At 66.8% G+C, this 15831-nt stretch carries 15 protein-coding genes; 10 read left to right on the top strand and 5 right to left on the bottom strand.

The features are described from left to right. Positions 1–5: 5 nt before the first annotated feature. The 10 genes from ccoO (at position 6) to VSX79_RS03240 (ending at position 8273) form a co-directional block, all read left to right on the top strand. On the top strand, positions 6–779 hold the full coding sequence (gene ccoO / locus VSX79_RS03195) for a cytochrome-c oxidase, cbb3-type subunit II (protein ID WP_326914389.1): 774 nt from the start codon (positions 6–8) through the stop codon (positions 777–779). After that, positions 776–934, top strand: a complete 159-nt coding sequence (locus VSX79_RS03200; RefSeq protein WP_179499404.1) for a cbb3-type cytochrome c oxidase subunit 3 — start codon at positions 776–778, stop codon at positions 932–934. The genes ccoO and VSX79_RS03200 overlap by 4 nt, the downstream gene beginning before the upstream one ends. Further along, positions 927–1859, top strand: coding sequence for a cytochrome-c oxidase, cbb3-type subunit III (gene ccoP / locus VSX79_RS03205; protein WP_326914390.1), 933 nt, complete (start codon positions 927–929; stop codon positions 1857–1859). The genes VSX79_RS03200 and ccoP overlap by 8 nt, the downstream gene beginning before the upstream one ends. After that, on the top strand, positions 1846–3303 hold the full coding sequence (gene ccoG / locus VSX79_RS03210; protein ID WP_179499402.1) for a cytochrome c oxidase accessory protein CcoG: 1458 nt from the start codon (positions 1846–1848) through the stop codon (positions 3301–3303). The genes ccoP and ccoG overlap by 14 nt, the downstream gene beginning before the upstream one ends. Then, positions 3300–3770, top strand: coding sequence for a FixH family protein (locus VSX79_RS03215; RefSeq protein WP_326914391.1), 471 nt, complete (start codon positions 3300–3302; stop codon positions 3768–3770). Before ccoG ends, VSX79_RS03215 begins: the two co-directional genes overlap by 4 nt. Then, complete coding sequence (locus VSX79_RS03220; protein ID WP_326914392.1) at positions 3767–5881, top strand: heavy metal translocating P-type ATPase; 2115 nt, start codon at positions 3767–3769, stop codon at positions 5879–5881. Before VSX79_RS03215 ends, VSX79_RS03220 begins: the two co-directional genes overlap by 4 nt. Next, a complete protein-coding gene (ccoS, locus tag VSX79_RS03225; RefSeq protein WP_179499399.1) occupies positions 5878–6033 on the top strand; it encodes a cbb3-type cytochrome oxidase assembly protein CcoS in 156 nt (51 codons plus the stop codon). Before VSX79_RS03220 ends, ccoS begins: the two co-directional genes overlap by 4 nt. Beyond that, positions 6030–6263, top strand: a complete 234-nt coding sequence (locus VSX79_RS03230; protein ID WP_179499398.1) for a hypothetical protein — start codon at positions 6030–6032, stop codon at positions 6261–6263. Before ccoS ends, VSX79_RS03230 begins: the two co-directional genes overlap by 4 nt. Before the next feature lie 56 nt (positions 6264–6319). Continuing rightward, positions 6320–7615 carry an oxygen-independent coproporphyrinogen III oxidase gene (hemN, locus tag VSX79_RS03235; RefSeq protein WP_179499397.1) on the top strand — a complete coding sequence of 432 codons (1296 nt, stop codon included), beginning with the start codon at positions 6320–6322 and terminating at the stop codon, positions 7613–7615. 160 nt (positions 7616–7775) lie between these two features. Continuing rightward, positions 7776–8273 carry a cytochrome b gene (locus tag VSX79_RS03240; RefSeq protein WP_326914393.1) on the top strand — a complete coding sequence of 166 codons (498 nt, stop codon included), beginning with the start codon at positions 7776–7778 and terminating at the stop codon, positions 8271–8273. Between the two features lie 171 nt (positions 8274–8444). Here the strand turns inward: VSX79_RS03240 and cobA are convergent, their stop codons facing one another. The 5 genes from cobA to VSX79_RS03265 are packed head-to-tail and all read right to left on the bottom strand — an operon-like array spanning position 8445 to position 15831. Then, a complete protein-coding gene (gene cobA / locus VSX79_RS03245; RefSeq protein ID WP_326914394.1) occupies positions 8445–9230 on the bottom strand; it encodes a uroporphyrinogen-III C-methyltransferase in 786 nt (261 codons plus the stop codon). Next, on the bottom strand, positions 9220–11817 hold the full coding sequence (locus VSX79_RS03250) for a molybdopterin-dependent oxidoreductase (protein ID WP_326914395.1): 2598 nt from the start codon (positions 11815–11817) through the stop codon (positions 9220–9222). The genes cobA and VSX79_RS03250 overlap by 11 nt, the downstream gene beginning before the upstream one ends. Next, positions 11817–12155 (bottom strand): nitrite reductase small subunit NirD, encoded by a 339-nt coding sequence (gene nirD, locus VSX79_RS03255; RefSeq protein WP_088440948.1) that lies wholly within the window; start codon positions 12153–12155, stop codon positions 11817–11819. Before nirD ends, VSX79_RS03250 begins: the two co-directional genes overlap by 1 nt. After that, positions 12152–14629: a nitrite reductase large subunit NirB gene (gene nirB, locus VSX79_RS03260; protein WP_326914396.1), complete on the bottom strand. Its 2478-nt coding sequence runs from the start codon at positions 14627–14629 to the stop codon at positions 12152–12154. Before nirB ends, nirD begins: the two co-directional genes overlap by 4 nt. Beyond that, on the bottom strand, positions 14629–15831 hold the full coding sequence (locus tag VSX79_RS03265; RefSeq protein WP_326914397.1) for an alginate export family protein: 1203 nt from the start codon (positions 15829–15831) through the stop codon (positions 14629–14631). The genes nirB and VSX79_RS03265 overlap by 1 nt, the downstream gene beginning before the upstream one ends.

The raw sequence follows: 15831 nt of genomic DNA on the forward strand, positions 1-15831 counted from the left end.
GGACAATGGCCACCCACCCCGCCGAAAAGCGCCTGAGCCACAAGAAGCTCGAGCGCAACGTCAGCCTGCTCGGCCTGTTCGCGCTCGTCGCGGTCGCGATCGGCGGCATCGTCGAGATCGCGCCGCTGTTCTGGATCGACAATACGATCGAGAAGGTCGACGGAATGCGCCCCTATACTCCGCTCGAGCTGGCGGGCCGCAACATCTATATGCGCGAGGGCTGCTACACCTGTCACAGCCAGATGATCCGCCCGTTTCGCGACGAGGTCGAACGCTATGGCCATTACAGCCTGGCGGCCGAGAGCATGTACGACCATCCCTTCCAATGGGGGTCGAAGCGCACCGGGCCCGACCTTGCGCGTGTCGGCGGGCGCTATTCGGACGAGTGGCACAAGGCGCATCTGATCGACCCGCGCAGCGTCGTGCCCGAGTCTATCATGCCGCCCTATGCCTTTCTCGCCGAGCGCGACCTATACGTCGGCGACATGCGGGGCGATCTCACCGCGCTGTCGCGCGTCGGCGTGCCCTACAGCAAGGAAGCCATCGCCGCGGCGAACGAGGATCTGAAGGCACAGGTCGATCCGGCGGCGGGCATCGATCTGCAAAAACGCTATCCAAAGGCGCAGGTGCGCGATTTTGACGGCAATCCCGATCGCTTGTCCGAAATGGATGCGCTGATCGCCTATCTCCAGATGCTCGGCACGCTCGTAGATGTCGAAAAGGCCGCGCCGCAGGAGCAGGGCGCCGCACCCGCCGCGCCGCAGGGGAAGGCGCCATGACCTACAACGACCTGCGCCATTTCGCCGACAGCTGGGGGCTGCTCGCGATGACCATCCTGTTTCTGGGCCTCGTCGCCTGGCCGTTCCGCAAGGGGTCGCGCCGCCGCAACGAAGAGGCCGCAACGATGATCTTCAAGGACGACGAGCATGGCTGACCGCAAGCGCATCGACGAAGCCACCGGCACGAGCACGGTCGGCCATGAATGGGACGGGATCGAGGAACTCGACACACCGATGCCGCGCTGGTGGCTGTGGACCTTTTACGCCAGCATCGTGTGGGCGTTCGGCTATGTCATCCTCTATCCCGCCTGGCCGCTGGTGAACAGCGCGACCGAGGGCGTGCTGGGGTGGAGCAGCCGCGGCGAGCTGGAGCAGGCGATGCAGGCGCACGCGGTGCGCCGCGCCCCGATCACCAATGCCATCGCGGCGACGGCGCTGACCGACCTGCCCGCCAAACCCGAACTGATGCAGGCGGCGGTGCAAGGCGGCGCCGCGTCTTTTCGCGTGCATTGCGTCCAGTGTCACGGCGCCGGCGGGGCGGGCGTGAGGAAGCTCTACCCCAGCCTGACCGACGATGACTGGCTGTGGGGCGGCGATCTCGCGAGCATCGAATATACGATCGCCCACGGCATCCGGAACCCCGATCACGAGGCAACGCGCATCAGCCAGATGCCCGCTTTCGGACGCGACGGCATCCTCGATGCCGCGCAGATCGCCGACCTGGTCAGCCATGTTCGCGTCATCAGCCGGCAGGAACAACCGGGCGCGGCGTCGAGGCGCGGCGAGGCACTGTTCCAGGCGAACTGCGCTGTTTGCCACGGCGCGACCGGCGCCGGCGATCGCACCGTCGGCGCGCCGAAACTGACCGACGCCGTCTGGCTCTATGGCGGCGATCGCGACAGCCTGACCGCGACGATCGCCCAGCCGCGCAACGGCGTGATGCCGCGCTGGGGCCACCGGCTCGACCCGGTGACGGTCAAGATGCTGGCGACCTATGTCTATTCGCTGGGTGGCGGCGAGAAAGCGGCGCGCGCGGCGGCGGCGGCATCCGAAGGGCAGGGAGCCGATGGCCAGCCCTGACGACCTGACCGGCGAAAACGCGCCGCTCTATGCGGCGCGCAAAGGCGTCTATCCCAAAAAGGTCGACGGCCCCTTTCGCCGCTTCAAATGGGCGATCATGGGGGTCACCCTGGCGATCTATTATGGCACCCCGTGGATCCGCTGGGACCGCGGTCCTTATGCGCCCGATCAGGCGGTGCTCGTCGACCTCGCGAACCGCCGTTTCTACATGTTCCAGATCGAAATCTGGCCGCACGAATTTTATTATGTCGCGGGTCTGCTCATCATGGCTGGGATCGGGCTGTTCCTCGTCACCAGTGCGGTGGGGCGCGCCTGGTGCGGCTATGCCTGTCCGCAAACGGTGTGGACCGACCTCTTCCAGCATGTCGACCGGCTGGTCGATGGCGACCGCAATGCGCAGATCCGGCTTGCGAACGGTCCCTGGACCTTCGAGAAGCTCGCCAAGCGCACCGTCAAATATGGAATCTATCTCGTGGTCGCCTTCTGGACAGGCGGCGCGTGGATCATGTATTTCGCCGATGCGCCGACGCTGACCGCCGATTTCTGGGCCGGACAGGCCGCGCCGGTCGCCTATGGCACTGTCGCCGTGCTCACCGCGACCACTTTCATCTTCGGCGGCTTCATGCGTGAACAGGTGTGCATCTATATGTGCCCCTGGCCGCGCATCCAGACCGCGATGATGGATGAAAAGTCGCTGCTCGTGACCTATAAGGAGTGGCGCGGCGAACCGCGCGGCAGCGTCAAGAAGGCAGAGGCGCATCCCGGCGCGTTTGGCGACTGCATCGACTGCAACCAGTGCGTCGCGGTGTGTCCGACCGGGATCGATATTCGCGAAGGGCCGCAGATCGGCTGCATCACCTGCGCGCTGTGCATCGATGCCTGCGACGGCGTGATGAAACAGGTCGGACGCCCGCGCGGGTTGATCGATTATTGCACGCTCGACGATGCTGCGATCGAAAAGACGGGCGGCGTCGGCAAACCGGTCGTGAAGACGCTGCTGCGACCGCGCACGCTCGTCTATTTCGGCATATGGAGCGCGATCGGCGCCGCGATGCTGTTCTCGCTGGGGCAGCGGACGCGGCTCGATCTCGCGGTCCAGCACGAGCGCAGCCCGCTCTATGTCCAGCTGTCCGACGGCCATATCCGCAACAATTACACGCTGAAGCTGCGCAACATGGAAACGCGCCCGCGCCGCGTCGCGGTGACGGTTGACGGGCTGAAGGGTGCCGCGCTGTGGACCGAAGCGGGGTCGCGCGAAACCGCGAAGCAGCGCATCGAAATTGCGCTCGCTCCCGACAGCGTCACGCGGCTCAAGCTGTTCATTGCGGCGCCGGGCGCCGGTCCGGCGCGGCAGGATTTCACCATCGCGACGCGCGGCCTCGACGGCGATCCGCGCGGCGACAGCGACATCATCCAGTTCGACCGGCCGGAGCCAGGACAATGACAGGAAAACGGGCCCCCAAGCCGTTCACCGGCTGGCACATGACGGCCATTCTTGTGGCCTTCTTTGCCACCGTCGTCGTGGTCAATTTCACGATGGCGCGCCTCGCCATGTCGACCTTTGGCGGCAAGGTGGTCGAAAACAGCTATGTCGCGAGCCAGCATTACAACACATGGCTCGAACGCGCGAAGGCGCAGGATCGTCTGCGATGGGCGCCGACGGTAACGCTCGATCCCGATCGGCGCGTTCGCATTGAAATTCGAAAGGATGGCCGGCCGCTCTCGGGACTGCGCGTGCGCGCGGCGGCCAGCCATCCCCTTGGGCGCACCGCTCCCGTCACGCTTCGTTTCGTGGCCGTGGAGGAGGGCGGGTGGCGCTCGGTCGAGCCGCTGGCGATGGGGCGCCAGCGGCTCGACATCCGCGTTGGGAAGGGCGGGGACAAAGCGCGCTTCCGGATCGACCTGCAATGAGCGCCGCGGCCCTGATCGAACGCGATTTTGCGGTCCCCGACATTCGCTGTGCCGGATGCATTGCCAAGCTGGAACAGGGGCTCGTCCGCGACCGGCGTATCGCCGCCGCGCGTGTCAACTTCACCGAAAAGCGCGTCCACCTCTCGTGCCTGCCCGATGCAGAGATGCCCGATCTCATCGGCGCCTTCGCGTCGCTGGGGTTCGAGGCGCATCCCGTCGGCAACGGGCCGGGTGAGACCGATCCTGCCGCGGCCGACACCCGCGAGCTGCTGCGCGCCGTCGCCGTCGCGGGCTTCGCGATGATGAACATCATGCTGCTGTCGGTGTCGGTATGGTCGGGTGCGGCGGGGGCCACGCGAGATCTCTTCCACTGGCTCTCGGCGATGATTGCGCTGCCGACGATCGCTTATGCCGGCCGGCCCTTCTTCCGTTCGGCGTGGCGCGCGCTCCGCCATCGCCAGACCAATATGGACGTACCGATCAGCATCGGCGTGCTGCTCGCGAGCGCGCTCAGTCTCCATGAAACTGCGACGCATGGGCCGCACGCCTATTTCGACGGCGCGGTCATGCTGCTCTTTTTCCTGCTCTGCGGGCGCTGGCTCGACAGCGTGATGCGCGACCGGGCGCGCGGCGGCGTTGCCGCGCTGCTGCGCAATATGGGCACGGGCGCGCTGGTGCTGCGCGGCGAAGGGTCGGGACATTGGGTCGACGCGACCGCGCTCGAGCATGGCATGGTCATGCTGGTCGCGGCGGGCGAGCGTCTTGCCGCCGACGGTGTCGTCGTGAGAGGCGAAAGCCGGCTCGATCTGTCGCTGCTCACCGGCGAAAGCGCGCCGGTCGCGGCGCATGTCGGCGACCATGTTCACGCCGGGACGCTCAATCTCGACGCGCCGATCCGGATCCGGGTGACCGCTGCCGGCGCCGATACGGCGATCGCCGACATCGCGCGGTTGATGGGCGAGGCGGCGCAGGGCAAGTCGCGCTACGTCCGCATCGCCGACCGCGCCGCGCGGCTTTATGCGCCGGCGGTCCACGCGCTCGCGCTGCTGGCCTTCGTCGGCTGGATGGTGACGGGCGCGGGATGGCATCACAGCCTGCTGATCGCGGTCGCGGTGCTCATCATCACCTGCCCCTGCGCGCTCGGCCTCGCGGTTCCCGCGGCGCAGATCGTCGCGGCGGGCGAACTGATGCGCGTCGGCGTGCTCATCAAGGACGGATCCGCGCTCGAACGCCTGGCCGAAGTCGACTGCGCGCTGATCGACAAGACCGGCACGCTCACGCTCGGCCGTCCCGTCGCGCTCGATCTGGACGGGCTCGGCGTTCAAGCCGAAGGATTGCTTCTCGCGCTGGCGCAGGTCAGCCGTCATCCGCTGAGCGAGGCCTTGCTCCGCGATCTGACGGCGCGCGGGATCGAGCCCGAAGCCGTGGAAGATATCCGCGAAATCCCCGGCTTCGGCGTCGAGGCCATGTGGAAGGGACTCAGGGTGTCGCTTGGCCGGCCGCACCAGAATTTGAACGACAGCGCGCTCGCCACGCAGCTTTCGATCGATGGGGAAGCGGTGGCGACCGTCCACTTCGCCGACCAGCTTCGTCCCGATGCCCGCAGCGCGGTTGACGCGCTGCGGGCGGAGGGGCTCGATGCGATGATCCTGTCGGGCGACCGCGCCGAAGCCGTCGCGCCGGTGGCGCGGGCGCTTGGCATGACGGCGCAGACGGGCATGAGCCCGCAGGACAAGCTCGCGGCGATCGCGCGGCAGGCGGGGCTGGGGCGCAAGGTCCTGATGATCGGCGACGGGCTGAACGATGGCCCCGCGCTTGCGGCGGGCCACGCATCGATGGCGCCGGGCTCGGCGAGCGATGTCGGCAAGAACGCCGCCGACTGCATCTTTTTGGGCGACCGCATGATGCCAGTGGTCCAGACGCTCCGCATCGCGCGGCGGACGCAGGCGATCGTCCGGCAGAATTTCGCGCTGGCGATCGGCTATAATGTCGTTGCCGTGCCGCTAGCCTTTCTGGGGCATGTAACGCCGCTCGTCGCGGCGCTCGCGATGTCGGGATCGTCGCTCCTCGTCGTCGGTAATGCGATGCGGCTGAAAAGGGCGATCCGGTGAACGGGCTCGTTTTTCTGATCCCGATCGCGTTGGGCCTCGGACTCCTCGGGCTCGCGGCCTTTTTCTGGTCGCTGCGCCGGGGGCAGTTCGAGGACCTCGACGGCGCTGCGCTGCGCATCTTCGTCGAGGATGAAGAGGACCGGGCCGCATGATCGTTCGGGCGTTCGCCTCGTTCGCGGGGGTGGCCGGGCTCGCGCTGGCGCCGTTGACCGGCGACACGCGGGTGCTGGTGGTCCCCGATTGCGGCGGCGGCCGGCACATCATGATCGTGCCGGACGATGCGGACACGCCCACGGAAGAGGGTGGAGGCTGCGCGAAGGCGTGCCACGCGATGACCGACCGGCGCCACGGGCCGACCGGCGCCCGGAAGGGCTGCTGCTGATGATCCTCTTGATCTGCGTCAATGCGATGTCGCATCCGGCAACCTAGGCAAGCGCAATGTGGAGTTATCACCCCGATCTTCTGGCGACCCCGGTGCCGCGCTACACAAGCTACCCGACCGCCGTCGAATTTGCCGATGACGTCGGCGCTGACGATTATGCGGCCGCGCTTGACCGGATCGAACCGGCCACGCCGGTCTCGCTCTACGTCCATATCCCGTTCTGCGACCAGATTTGCTGGTATTGTGGCTGCAACACAGGCGCGGCCAACCGCACGCAGCGGCTGGCGGACTATCTGGCGGCGCTGCGATCCGAAATCGCCGACGTCGCCAGGCGGCTAGGCGGCCGCGCGCGCGTTCAGCGGATAGCGTTTGGAGGCGGCAGCCCCAATGCGATCGCGCCGGTCGATTTCGTCCGCCTGCTCGACCGGATCCTGACCGTCTTCGACGCCATCGCGCCGGAAATCTCGATCGAGATCGACCCGCGCGGCTTTTCGGCCGATTGGGCGCGCGTTCTCGCGGCATCGGGCGTCGCGCGCGTCAGCCTTGGGGTGCAGACATTTTCACCGCAAATCCAGCACGCGATCGGGAGGATCCAGCCGCTCGCCGATATCGAAAATGCCGTGGCAAGTCTTCGCTTGCGCGGGATCGACGCGATCAATTTCGATCTGATGTACGGATTGCCGGGGCAGGGCCTCGACGATCTCGACGCGACGCTCGACGAGACAATCCGGCTCGCGCCAGGCCGCGTCGCGCTATTCGGCTATGCGCATCTCCCCGCGATGATCCCGCGCCAGCGCCGTATCGATGCCAGCAACCTGCCGGGCCATGAGTTGCGCTTCGAACAAGCCCGGCGCGGCTACGAACGTCTCGTCGCTGCGGGCTATCGGCCCATCGGCTTCGATCATTTCGCCCGCCCCGACGATCCGCTCGCCGTTGCCGCTGACGAGGGGCGGGTGAACCGGAACTTTCAGGGCTTTACCGATGATGATGCCCAGGTCCTGCTTGGCTTTGGCGCAAGCGCGATCAGCAAATTTCCCGACCTGATCGTCCAGAATGAAAAGCGCGCCGGACATTATCGCGATCTGGTCGAGGCCCGTGGGCTTGCCGCGATGCGCGGGGTGATAATCGATGCGAACGAACGCAGGCGCGGCGCGATCATTCGCGCGCTTCTTTGCAGCGGGCGGGCGCAAATCGATGCGCCCTTCAACAAGGAGGCCCATGCCGCGCTGGCTGGATTCGAGGACCGGGGCTTGATCGGTTGGGAGGGTGATGACCTCCTTATCCGCGATTCCGGACGGCCCTATGCGCGGCATGTCGCGGCGCATTTCGACCGCGTCCGGGGGGAATTGTAAGCGCGCGATCGCGGGGCCGTTTCTTGCCTTCGATTATGCGTTGGTCCGCGGTGTTTGACGCAGATCAAAGCGTCGATCTCTCGAATATGGTGAACAGGTTTTGAGGAGAACCGACGTGACCGCCGAAGATGATCCAAGACGGTATGCGCTCCCCTCTATCATGCTTCACTGGCTCATGGTCGCGCTTATTGTCGGCGTCTATGCGGCCATCGAACTACGTGAATTCTGGCCGAGGGGCAGCGCTACCCGCGAGGCGTTCAAGACCTGGCATTTCATGCTCGGCCTTTCGGTCTTCGGTCTTGTCTGGTTCCGGATCGCGGCACGGTTGATATGGGCCGCACCGCCGCCAGCAAGTGGTCCAGTCTGGAGAAAGACCGTCGCTGGGGCCACGCATCTCGCGCTTTATGTCTTGATGATCGCGATGCCGGTCGCGGGATGGCTCATCCTGAGCGCCGAAGGCGAGGCCATCCCCTTTTTCGGTTTCGACCTGCCGCCGCTGATCGCCGCGAATGCGGCACTGGCGGAGAATGTAGAGGATATCCATGAACTGGGCGGGACGATCGGATACTGGCTGATCGGGCTTCATGCCGCGGCGTCGCTGTTCCACCACTATATTCTCGAAGACAGGGGCTTGGCGCGCATGGGAGCAGGAACATGACGCAAACCGCAAATCATCTATCCGTCGGCAGCGAGGATGGGGCGAAGATGCGGCACATGTCGACGTGCTGATCGTCGAGGCCGGCATCTTGGGCATCGGTTCCGCGTATCTTTGCAGCATATTCATCGTGTTATGTGATGGGACCGGCCAATTCAGGCTCGCTGGCGGTTGCTATTGCCGGCAGGCGCGCGAGGCGTTGGCCGGTAGCGCCGGCATGCCGCCGGCGAGCATCACCGCGGCGCCGACCAGAATGAGCGTCGGGGCATCGGCTGCGAAGGATTTGGTCGCGAGATCGAGAAGGTCGAGCCTTGTAACGAGGTGTCGCTCGCCGGGCGCGCTGACTTCGCAGGCGATCATCACCGGCATTTCGCCCGGCATCCCCGCCTGCGTCAGACCGCGCCGGATTTCACCCGCAGCCTCGCGGCCCATGTAAAAGGCGAGGGTCGATCCACCGCGCGCCAGCGACGCCCAGTCGATGTCGAGCGCGGCGCCGCGGCGGCTGTGTGCCGTCACGAAGCGGACGTCGCGCGCAACGCCGCGCAGGGAAAGCGACATGCCGGCCGAAGCGGCGGCGGCGCTCGCGGCCGTAATGCCGGGGCAGATGCGGACCGGAAAGCCCGCGTTCTTCAGCGCCTCGATCTCTTCGGTGGCGCGGGCGAAGAGCGTCGGGTCGCCACCCTTCAACCGGACCACGCGCTTGCCGGCGTGCGCGGTGGCAACAAGGAGTGCGTCGATCGCCGACTGGTCTTTCGAATGGCGCCCCGACCGCTTGCCAACGCTGACGGTCTCGGCGCGCGCGGGGATGAGGTCGAGGACGCCGCGCCCAACGAGCGCGTCATAAAAGACGATGTCGGCACGCTCGATCAGACGCACCGCCTTCATCGTCAGCAGTTCAGGGTCGCCGGGGCCGGCGCCGACCAACCACACCGTGCCGGGTGCGAAATCGTCAGGCTGCATTGCTGGTCTCCTCGGTCAGGATGCGCGCGAGCGCGGGGCGGCATGATCCGCAGTTGGTGCCGGCGCCGATCGCGCTGCCGATGGCGGCGACGTCGGCGAGGCCCTGGTCGCGGATCGCGGCGACGATCGTCTTGATGCCGATATCGAAGCAGACGCAGATGATCGGGCCACGGTCGGCTTGCGCACCCGGCGCGCGGCCTGCGAGCAGGGTGGGGGCGACGTCGGGGGCGCTGAGCTGAGCGATCAGCCAGCCGCGCGGCGGTAATTCGCCGGTTTCGGTGACGAAGAGCGCGCCGGCGAGGCGGCCGTTTGCGACGATGGCGATGCGCCGCGTGCCGCGCGCGGCATCCTGCGCCTCGATGCGCTCGCCCTGGGGCAGCAAAGCCTCGATCGATTTGAGATCGCCATTGCCTGCGACCTCCCACATCACGCCGGCCGGCACCGCGACGCGCGTCGCCCACAGGCAGCGCGGCGTATCGGACAGTTCGCGGGCGAGGAGCAGGAAGCCGCGCCATTTGGGCGTGACGGCGACGATCGACGCGGGGGTGCGCTTGAACCCCGGCTGACCCGAGACCGGATCGACGAGCGGACGCGGGAGCAGGCCGGTGCGCCCGCCGCTGGAGGTGCGATCGGTCCAGTGGATCGGCACGAACAGCTCGCCGGGACGCTGGCCGTTGTGGAAGGCGACGCGATAGAGGCTGTCGCCCTGCGGTGTCTCCACGCGCGCCAGCCCGCCGTCGGTGAGGCCGAGCCGCGTGCCGTCTTCGGGGTGAACCTCGACGAGCGGCTCCTCGCGGTGACGCGCCAGTTTCGGGGCAAGGCCCGTGCGCGTCATGCCGTGCCATTGGTCGCGGTAACGGCCGGTGTTGAGGGTAAGCGGCCATTTGGCCAGCGGTTCGGGTAGCGGCTTTTGCGCAATGGGGACCAGCCGCGCACGGCCGTCCTCGGTCGAGAAGCGCCCGCCGGCGAAGACATGGTCGCCGCCCCAGCGAAAGGGCTCCATAGCATCATAGGCGGCGTTGCCGCCCTGCGCGGCACCGGGCAGGGCGAAGAGGCGCGCGCGGTCATTGTCGTAATTCGACAGGCGGCAATGTTCGCGCCAGATATCGGCGGCGCGGTCATAGGTGAAGCCGTTCTTCCACCCCATCCGCCGCCCAACCTCTTTCACGATCCACCAGTCGGGCATCGCTTCGCCCGGAAGTTCGAAGATCGCGCGCTGGCGGCTGATCGTCCGGTCGCTGTTGGTGACGGTGCCGTCCTTTTCTCCCCACGCGGCGGCGGGCAGGCGGACATGGGCGAAGGCGCCGGTGTCGGTCTTTTCGATCACGTCGCTCACGACGACGAAGGGGCAGGCTGCGAGCGCGTCGCGCACGGCATTGCCGTTGGGCATCGATACGGCGGGGTTGGTCGCCATCACCCACAGCGCCTTGATGCGACCTTCGCCGACCGCGCGGAAGAGGTCGACCGCCTTCAATCCCGGCTTTTCTGCGATGGCCGGCGACGCCCAGAAACGCTGGACGCGGTCCCGGCTTTCCGATGCGAAATCCATATGCGCGGCGAGCGTCGAGGCAAGGCCGCCGACCTCGCGCCCCCCCATCGCATTAGGCTGGCCCGTGATCGAGAAGGGCGCCGCGCCGGGTTTGCCGATGCGGCCGGTAGCGAGGTGGAGGTTGGTGATCGCGTTGACCTGGTCGGTCCCCGATGTCGACTGGTTGATACCCTGGCTGAACATCGTGACCGTGCGCGGCGTCGCGGCGAACAGCTCGTAGAGGCGCCTGAGGTCGGCAGCCGGAACTTCGCATGTCCGCGCCACCGACCACAGGTCATTCTCCTCTCCGAGCTGATCCCAGAAATCCGCCGGCACCGCGACATGCTCGGCGAGATAGTCTTCGTCGACGACGCCGGCGTCGCGGCAATGCTGGAGCAGGCCGTTCATCAGCGCGATGTCGCTGCCCGGCCGGATCGCGAGGTGCAAATCGGCCTCCTCGGCGGTCTCTGTGCGGCGGGGGTCGATGACGACAAGTTTGGCGCCTGCCTCGCAGCGCGCGCGGATGCGTTGGTAGACGATCGGGTGGCACCAGGCGGTGTTCGACCCGATGAGCAGGAACAGGTCGGCGGCGTCGAGATCGTCATAGGTCGCGGGCACGACGTCTTCGCCGAAGGCACGCATATGGCCCGCGACCGCGCTCGACATGCAGAGCCGCGAGTTGGTGTCGATGTTCGCGGTGCCGATAAACCCCTTCATCAGCTTGTTTGCGACGTAATAATCCTCGGTAAGGAGTTGGCCCGAGACGTAGAAAGCGACGCTGTTCGGGCCGTGGCGCGCGATCGTTTCCTTGAAGCGCTTCGCGATGAGGTCGAGCGCCTTGTCCCAGCTCGCGCGCTTGTTGCCGATCATGGGGTGGAGCAGGCGGCCCTCGAGGCCGACGGTCTCGCCCAAATGGGTCCCCTTGGAACAGAGCTTGCCCCGGTTGGCGGGGTGGTCGGGATCGCCCGCGATCTCGACCGTCCGCTCGCCCGTCACCGTCGCGCGGATGCCGCAGCCGACGCCGCAATAAGCGCAGGTGGTGCGGACGGCCTCCTTCATCAGGCCGCGGCCTTCAGCGTGCTGGCTCGGCAGATGAGCACGCGGCCGGCGTCGATCTTGACCGGCACCGTCGGGGTGCAACCCTTGTCCTCGCCCAGCGCTTCGCCGGTCGACAGGCTGATCCGCCAATTGTGCAAGGGGCAGGCGACCGCGCCGCCATGGACGATACCCTGGGAGAGGCGTCCATGCTTATGCGGGCAGCGGTCGCGCAGCGCGAAGACCTTGCCCTCGGCGGTTCGGAAAACGGCGATGTCGTCGCCGCCCGCGACCTGCACGGTGCGGCTGCCGCGCACCGGAATCTCATCGACCCAGCCGATGTCTAGCCAGTCGCCGGTCATACGAGTTCCTCCTGCGGGGTGAAGCGCGCCATTGGCGCATGATGTTCGGCTTCGGCGCCCGCGGCGCGCTGCGCCCATGGATCGTCCTGGCTGAAACTCTGGGAAAAGAGGAAGCGCGCGCGAAGCGCCTCGCGGCGAGCGTCGTCCTCGACGATGCGCGCCTTGATATGATCGAGCCCGACGCGCTCGATCCACGGCGCGGTACGTTCGAGGTAGCGCGCTTCCTCGCGGTAGAGCTGGATGAAGGCGGCGCAATAATCCATCGCTTCCTGCTCGGTCGCGACCTTGCAGAGCAGGTCGGTGGCGCGGACGTGAATGCCACCGTTGCCGCCGACGTGCAGTTCGTAGCCGCTGTCGACGCACACGACGCCGAAGTCCTTGATCGTCGCCTCGGCGCAGTTGCGCGGGCATCCCGAGACGGCGATCTTGAACTTGTGCGGCATCCAGCTGCCCCAGCTCATCCGCTCGAGCTTGACGCCGAGCCCGGTCGAATCCTGCGTGCCGAAACGGCACCATTCGGAGCCGACGCAGGTCTTTACGGTTCGCAGCGCCTTGCCATAGGCGTGGCCCGACACCATCCCTGCGGCGTTCAGGTCGGCCCACACCGCAGGCAAATCCTCTTTCCTGATCCCGAAGATGTCGAGCCGCTGGCCGCCGGTGACCTTGACCATCGGCGCGTTATATTTCTCGACGACGTCGGCGATCGCGCGCAGCTCGGTCGGGTTGGTGAGCCCGCCCCACATGCGCGGGACGACCGAATAGGTGCCGTCCTTCTGGATATTGGCGTGGAGGCGCTCATTGACGAAGCGGCTCTGCTGGTCGTCGGCATAGTCACCGGGCAGCGCACAGAGCAGATAATAGTTGAGCGCCGGGCGGCACGAGGAGCAGCCATCCGGGGTCGACCAGTGCAGCCTCTGCATCACCTCGGGGATCGACTTCATGTCCTGCGCGACGATTTCGCGCCGGACGTCGTCGTGGCCGAAGCTGGTGCATTTGCACATCGTCTTTGGCCCGCTCTGCACATCGTCGCCGAGCGTCAGTGCGAGGAGGGTTTCAACGAGGCCGGTGCAGCTGCCGCAGCTTGCCGATGCCTTGCAGGTGCCGCGCACCGCGTCGAGGCTGTGCGCGCCCTTGGCGATGCACGACACGACCTGACCCTTGGTGACGCCGTTGCAGCCGCAAATCTCGGCATCGTCCGAGAGCGCCGCAACGGCCGCCTTAGGGTCCGAGGCGCCCCCTCCCGAGGCGAAGGCCTGGCCGAAGATGAGCAGGTCGCGCAGCCCGGACACATCCTCTTGGCGTTTGAGCAGGTCGAAATACCAGCTGCCATCGGCGGTATCGCCATAGAGCACCGCGCCGACGATGCGGCCGTCCCTGACGATCACGCGCTTGTAGATGCCGCGGCTGGCGTCGCGCAGCACGATATCCTCGCACCCATCGCCTCCGGAAAAATCGCCCGCGGAGAAGACGTCGATGCCCGACACCTTGAGCTTGGTCGAGGTCACCGATCCGCGATAACCCGTGTGCTTTTCGACCAGCCCGTCGGCGAGGCTGCGGCACATGTCCCACAAAGGCGCGACGAGGCCGTAAACCTGCCCGTCATGCTCGACGCATTCGCCGACCGCGAGCACGGCGGGGTCGCTGGTGACCATATGGTCATCGACCTGGATGCCGCGGCCGACCGCAAGCCCGGCATCGCGCGCGAGGGCGACCGACGGGCGGATGCCGACCGCCATCACGACGAGGCTGGCGGGGATCAGCGTCCCGTCCTTGAGCCTGACGCCCTCCACCTTGCCGTCGCCGACGATTTCGGCTGTGTCGGCGCCGGTCAGGATCGTCTGGCCGCGCGTTTCAAGCGCCTGCTTGAGCAGCCAGCCTGCCGCTTCGTCGAGCTGGCGTTCCATCAGCGTCGGCATCAGGTGAAGCACCGTGACCTTCATGCCCCGGAGGCTGAGGCCGTGTGCTGCTTCGAGCCCGAGCAGGCCGCCGCCGATCACCACGGCATCGCCGCCCGCATCGGCTGCGGCGAGCATCGCGCTGACATCGTCCATGTCACGGAACGCGACGACGCCGCGCAGATCCTTGCCGGGCACGGGGATGATGAAGGGATCGGAACCCGTCGCGATCAGCAGCTTGTCATAGCGTTCGCTGACCCCGCCGCGCGTCGTTACCGTCCTTGCTTCGCGGTCGATCGCGGCGACCGGATCGCCCGCGACCAGTGCGATGCCGTTCGACGCATACCAGTCAGCATCGTTGATCACGATGTCGTCGAAGCATTTCTCGCCCGCGAGCACCGGGGAGAGCATGATGCGGTTGTAATTGACCCGCGGTTCGGCGCCGAAGATCGTCACGCGGTACCGGTCGGGATCGCGCGCGAGCAGTTCTTCGACCGCGCGGCAACCGGCCATGCCGTTGCCGATCACGACGAGATGCTCGCGCGTGTCGGTTTCGGGGTGGAGGGGGCGATGTTCCATCAGAGCGTCCAGTCCAGTTGGAGCCAAAATTTGTCGGTGTCGGTTGCGAAGCCGTCGGCGTCGTAATGCGCGTAGCGCGCCGAGGCGGTCGTCTTGCCGAGCTTTGCGCTCGCGAGCAGGTCGATCTCGGCGCCATAGGAGCGGCTGGCGCGATCGCTGCGATAATGGTGATACGCGGCCTGCAGGTTGACGGCCTTGAACGGGCCGACCGTCTTCCAGCCCCATCCGGCAGTCGCATAAAGGTCGCGCACGCCGTCGGGTGGGGTGACGAGGAATTTGTCGGCCCAACCCTGGAATTTGAACCCGGTCGCGAGCGGGGTCTGGAAGCTGGTTAGCGCCGCCCCGTCGTCGGCCCCGAGTATTTCATACCCGACGCCGAGCCGGGGGGCGCCAAGATCGACCGCGACATCGGCCAGCCAATAGTCCGCGGCATAGTCGTTGGGGTTGCGATGCCAGTCGGACTGGCGCGCATAGGAAACCTGGTATGCGAGCTTCGCCTTGCCGAGCGGCTGATCGCCGTTGAAGCGCACCCCGTAGCTCTGGCTCGACAGGCGAAAGCCCTGTATCCCGACTTCGTCCTGATCGACGAGATAGGCGAAGGCCGCGATTTTCCCGAGCGGTGTTTGCACGCTGAGGTTGCCAAGGACATTGTCGCCCGACACCGCGTGCTGCCGCGCGCCGTCGCCGTCGATGCCCCAGATGGTGCGCACGCTCCACATATAGGCGATGTCGGCCTTCACGCCTTGGGCTGGCGTGACTTCCGCGCGCACGGCGTCGAAGCTCTGGCCGTTTTGGCGAAAGCCGACGCCGCCGACGAAACGCTCGTCGTCGAAACCGATCCGCTGACGGCCGGCGGTCACCGCGAAGGCAGGCGAGGCGTAGCGAAGCTGCGCGCGGGTGAGGGCGATATTTTCGGGGTCGGCGATGAGCGGCCGGGTCGCGGCACCGTGCAATCCGTCGAAATAGTCATCGACGATGGCAAGGTTTCCCTGCCCCTCGACGAGCGCCGACCAGTTGCCCGCCTTTGCCTCCACCCCGGCGCGGATGCGGACGGTGAGCGCTTCGGCATCGGCGGCAAGCCCCTCCTGGTTGACCGTTTCATAACGGAGCCGGGCTTCGCCGAGGGGCGTCAGTGCTGCCTCCTCGGCGTGCGCGGCCCCGGCCGGCGCGACCGCCAGCAGCAGGATAAGGGTGCGGGTCAT

The organism is Sphingopyxis chilensis, assembly GCF_035930445.1.
Classification (GTDB): Bacteria; Pseudomonadota; Alphaproteobacteria; order Sphingomonadales; family Sphingomonadaceae; genus Sphingopyxis; species Sphingopyxis chilensis.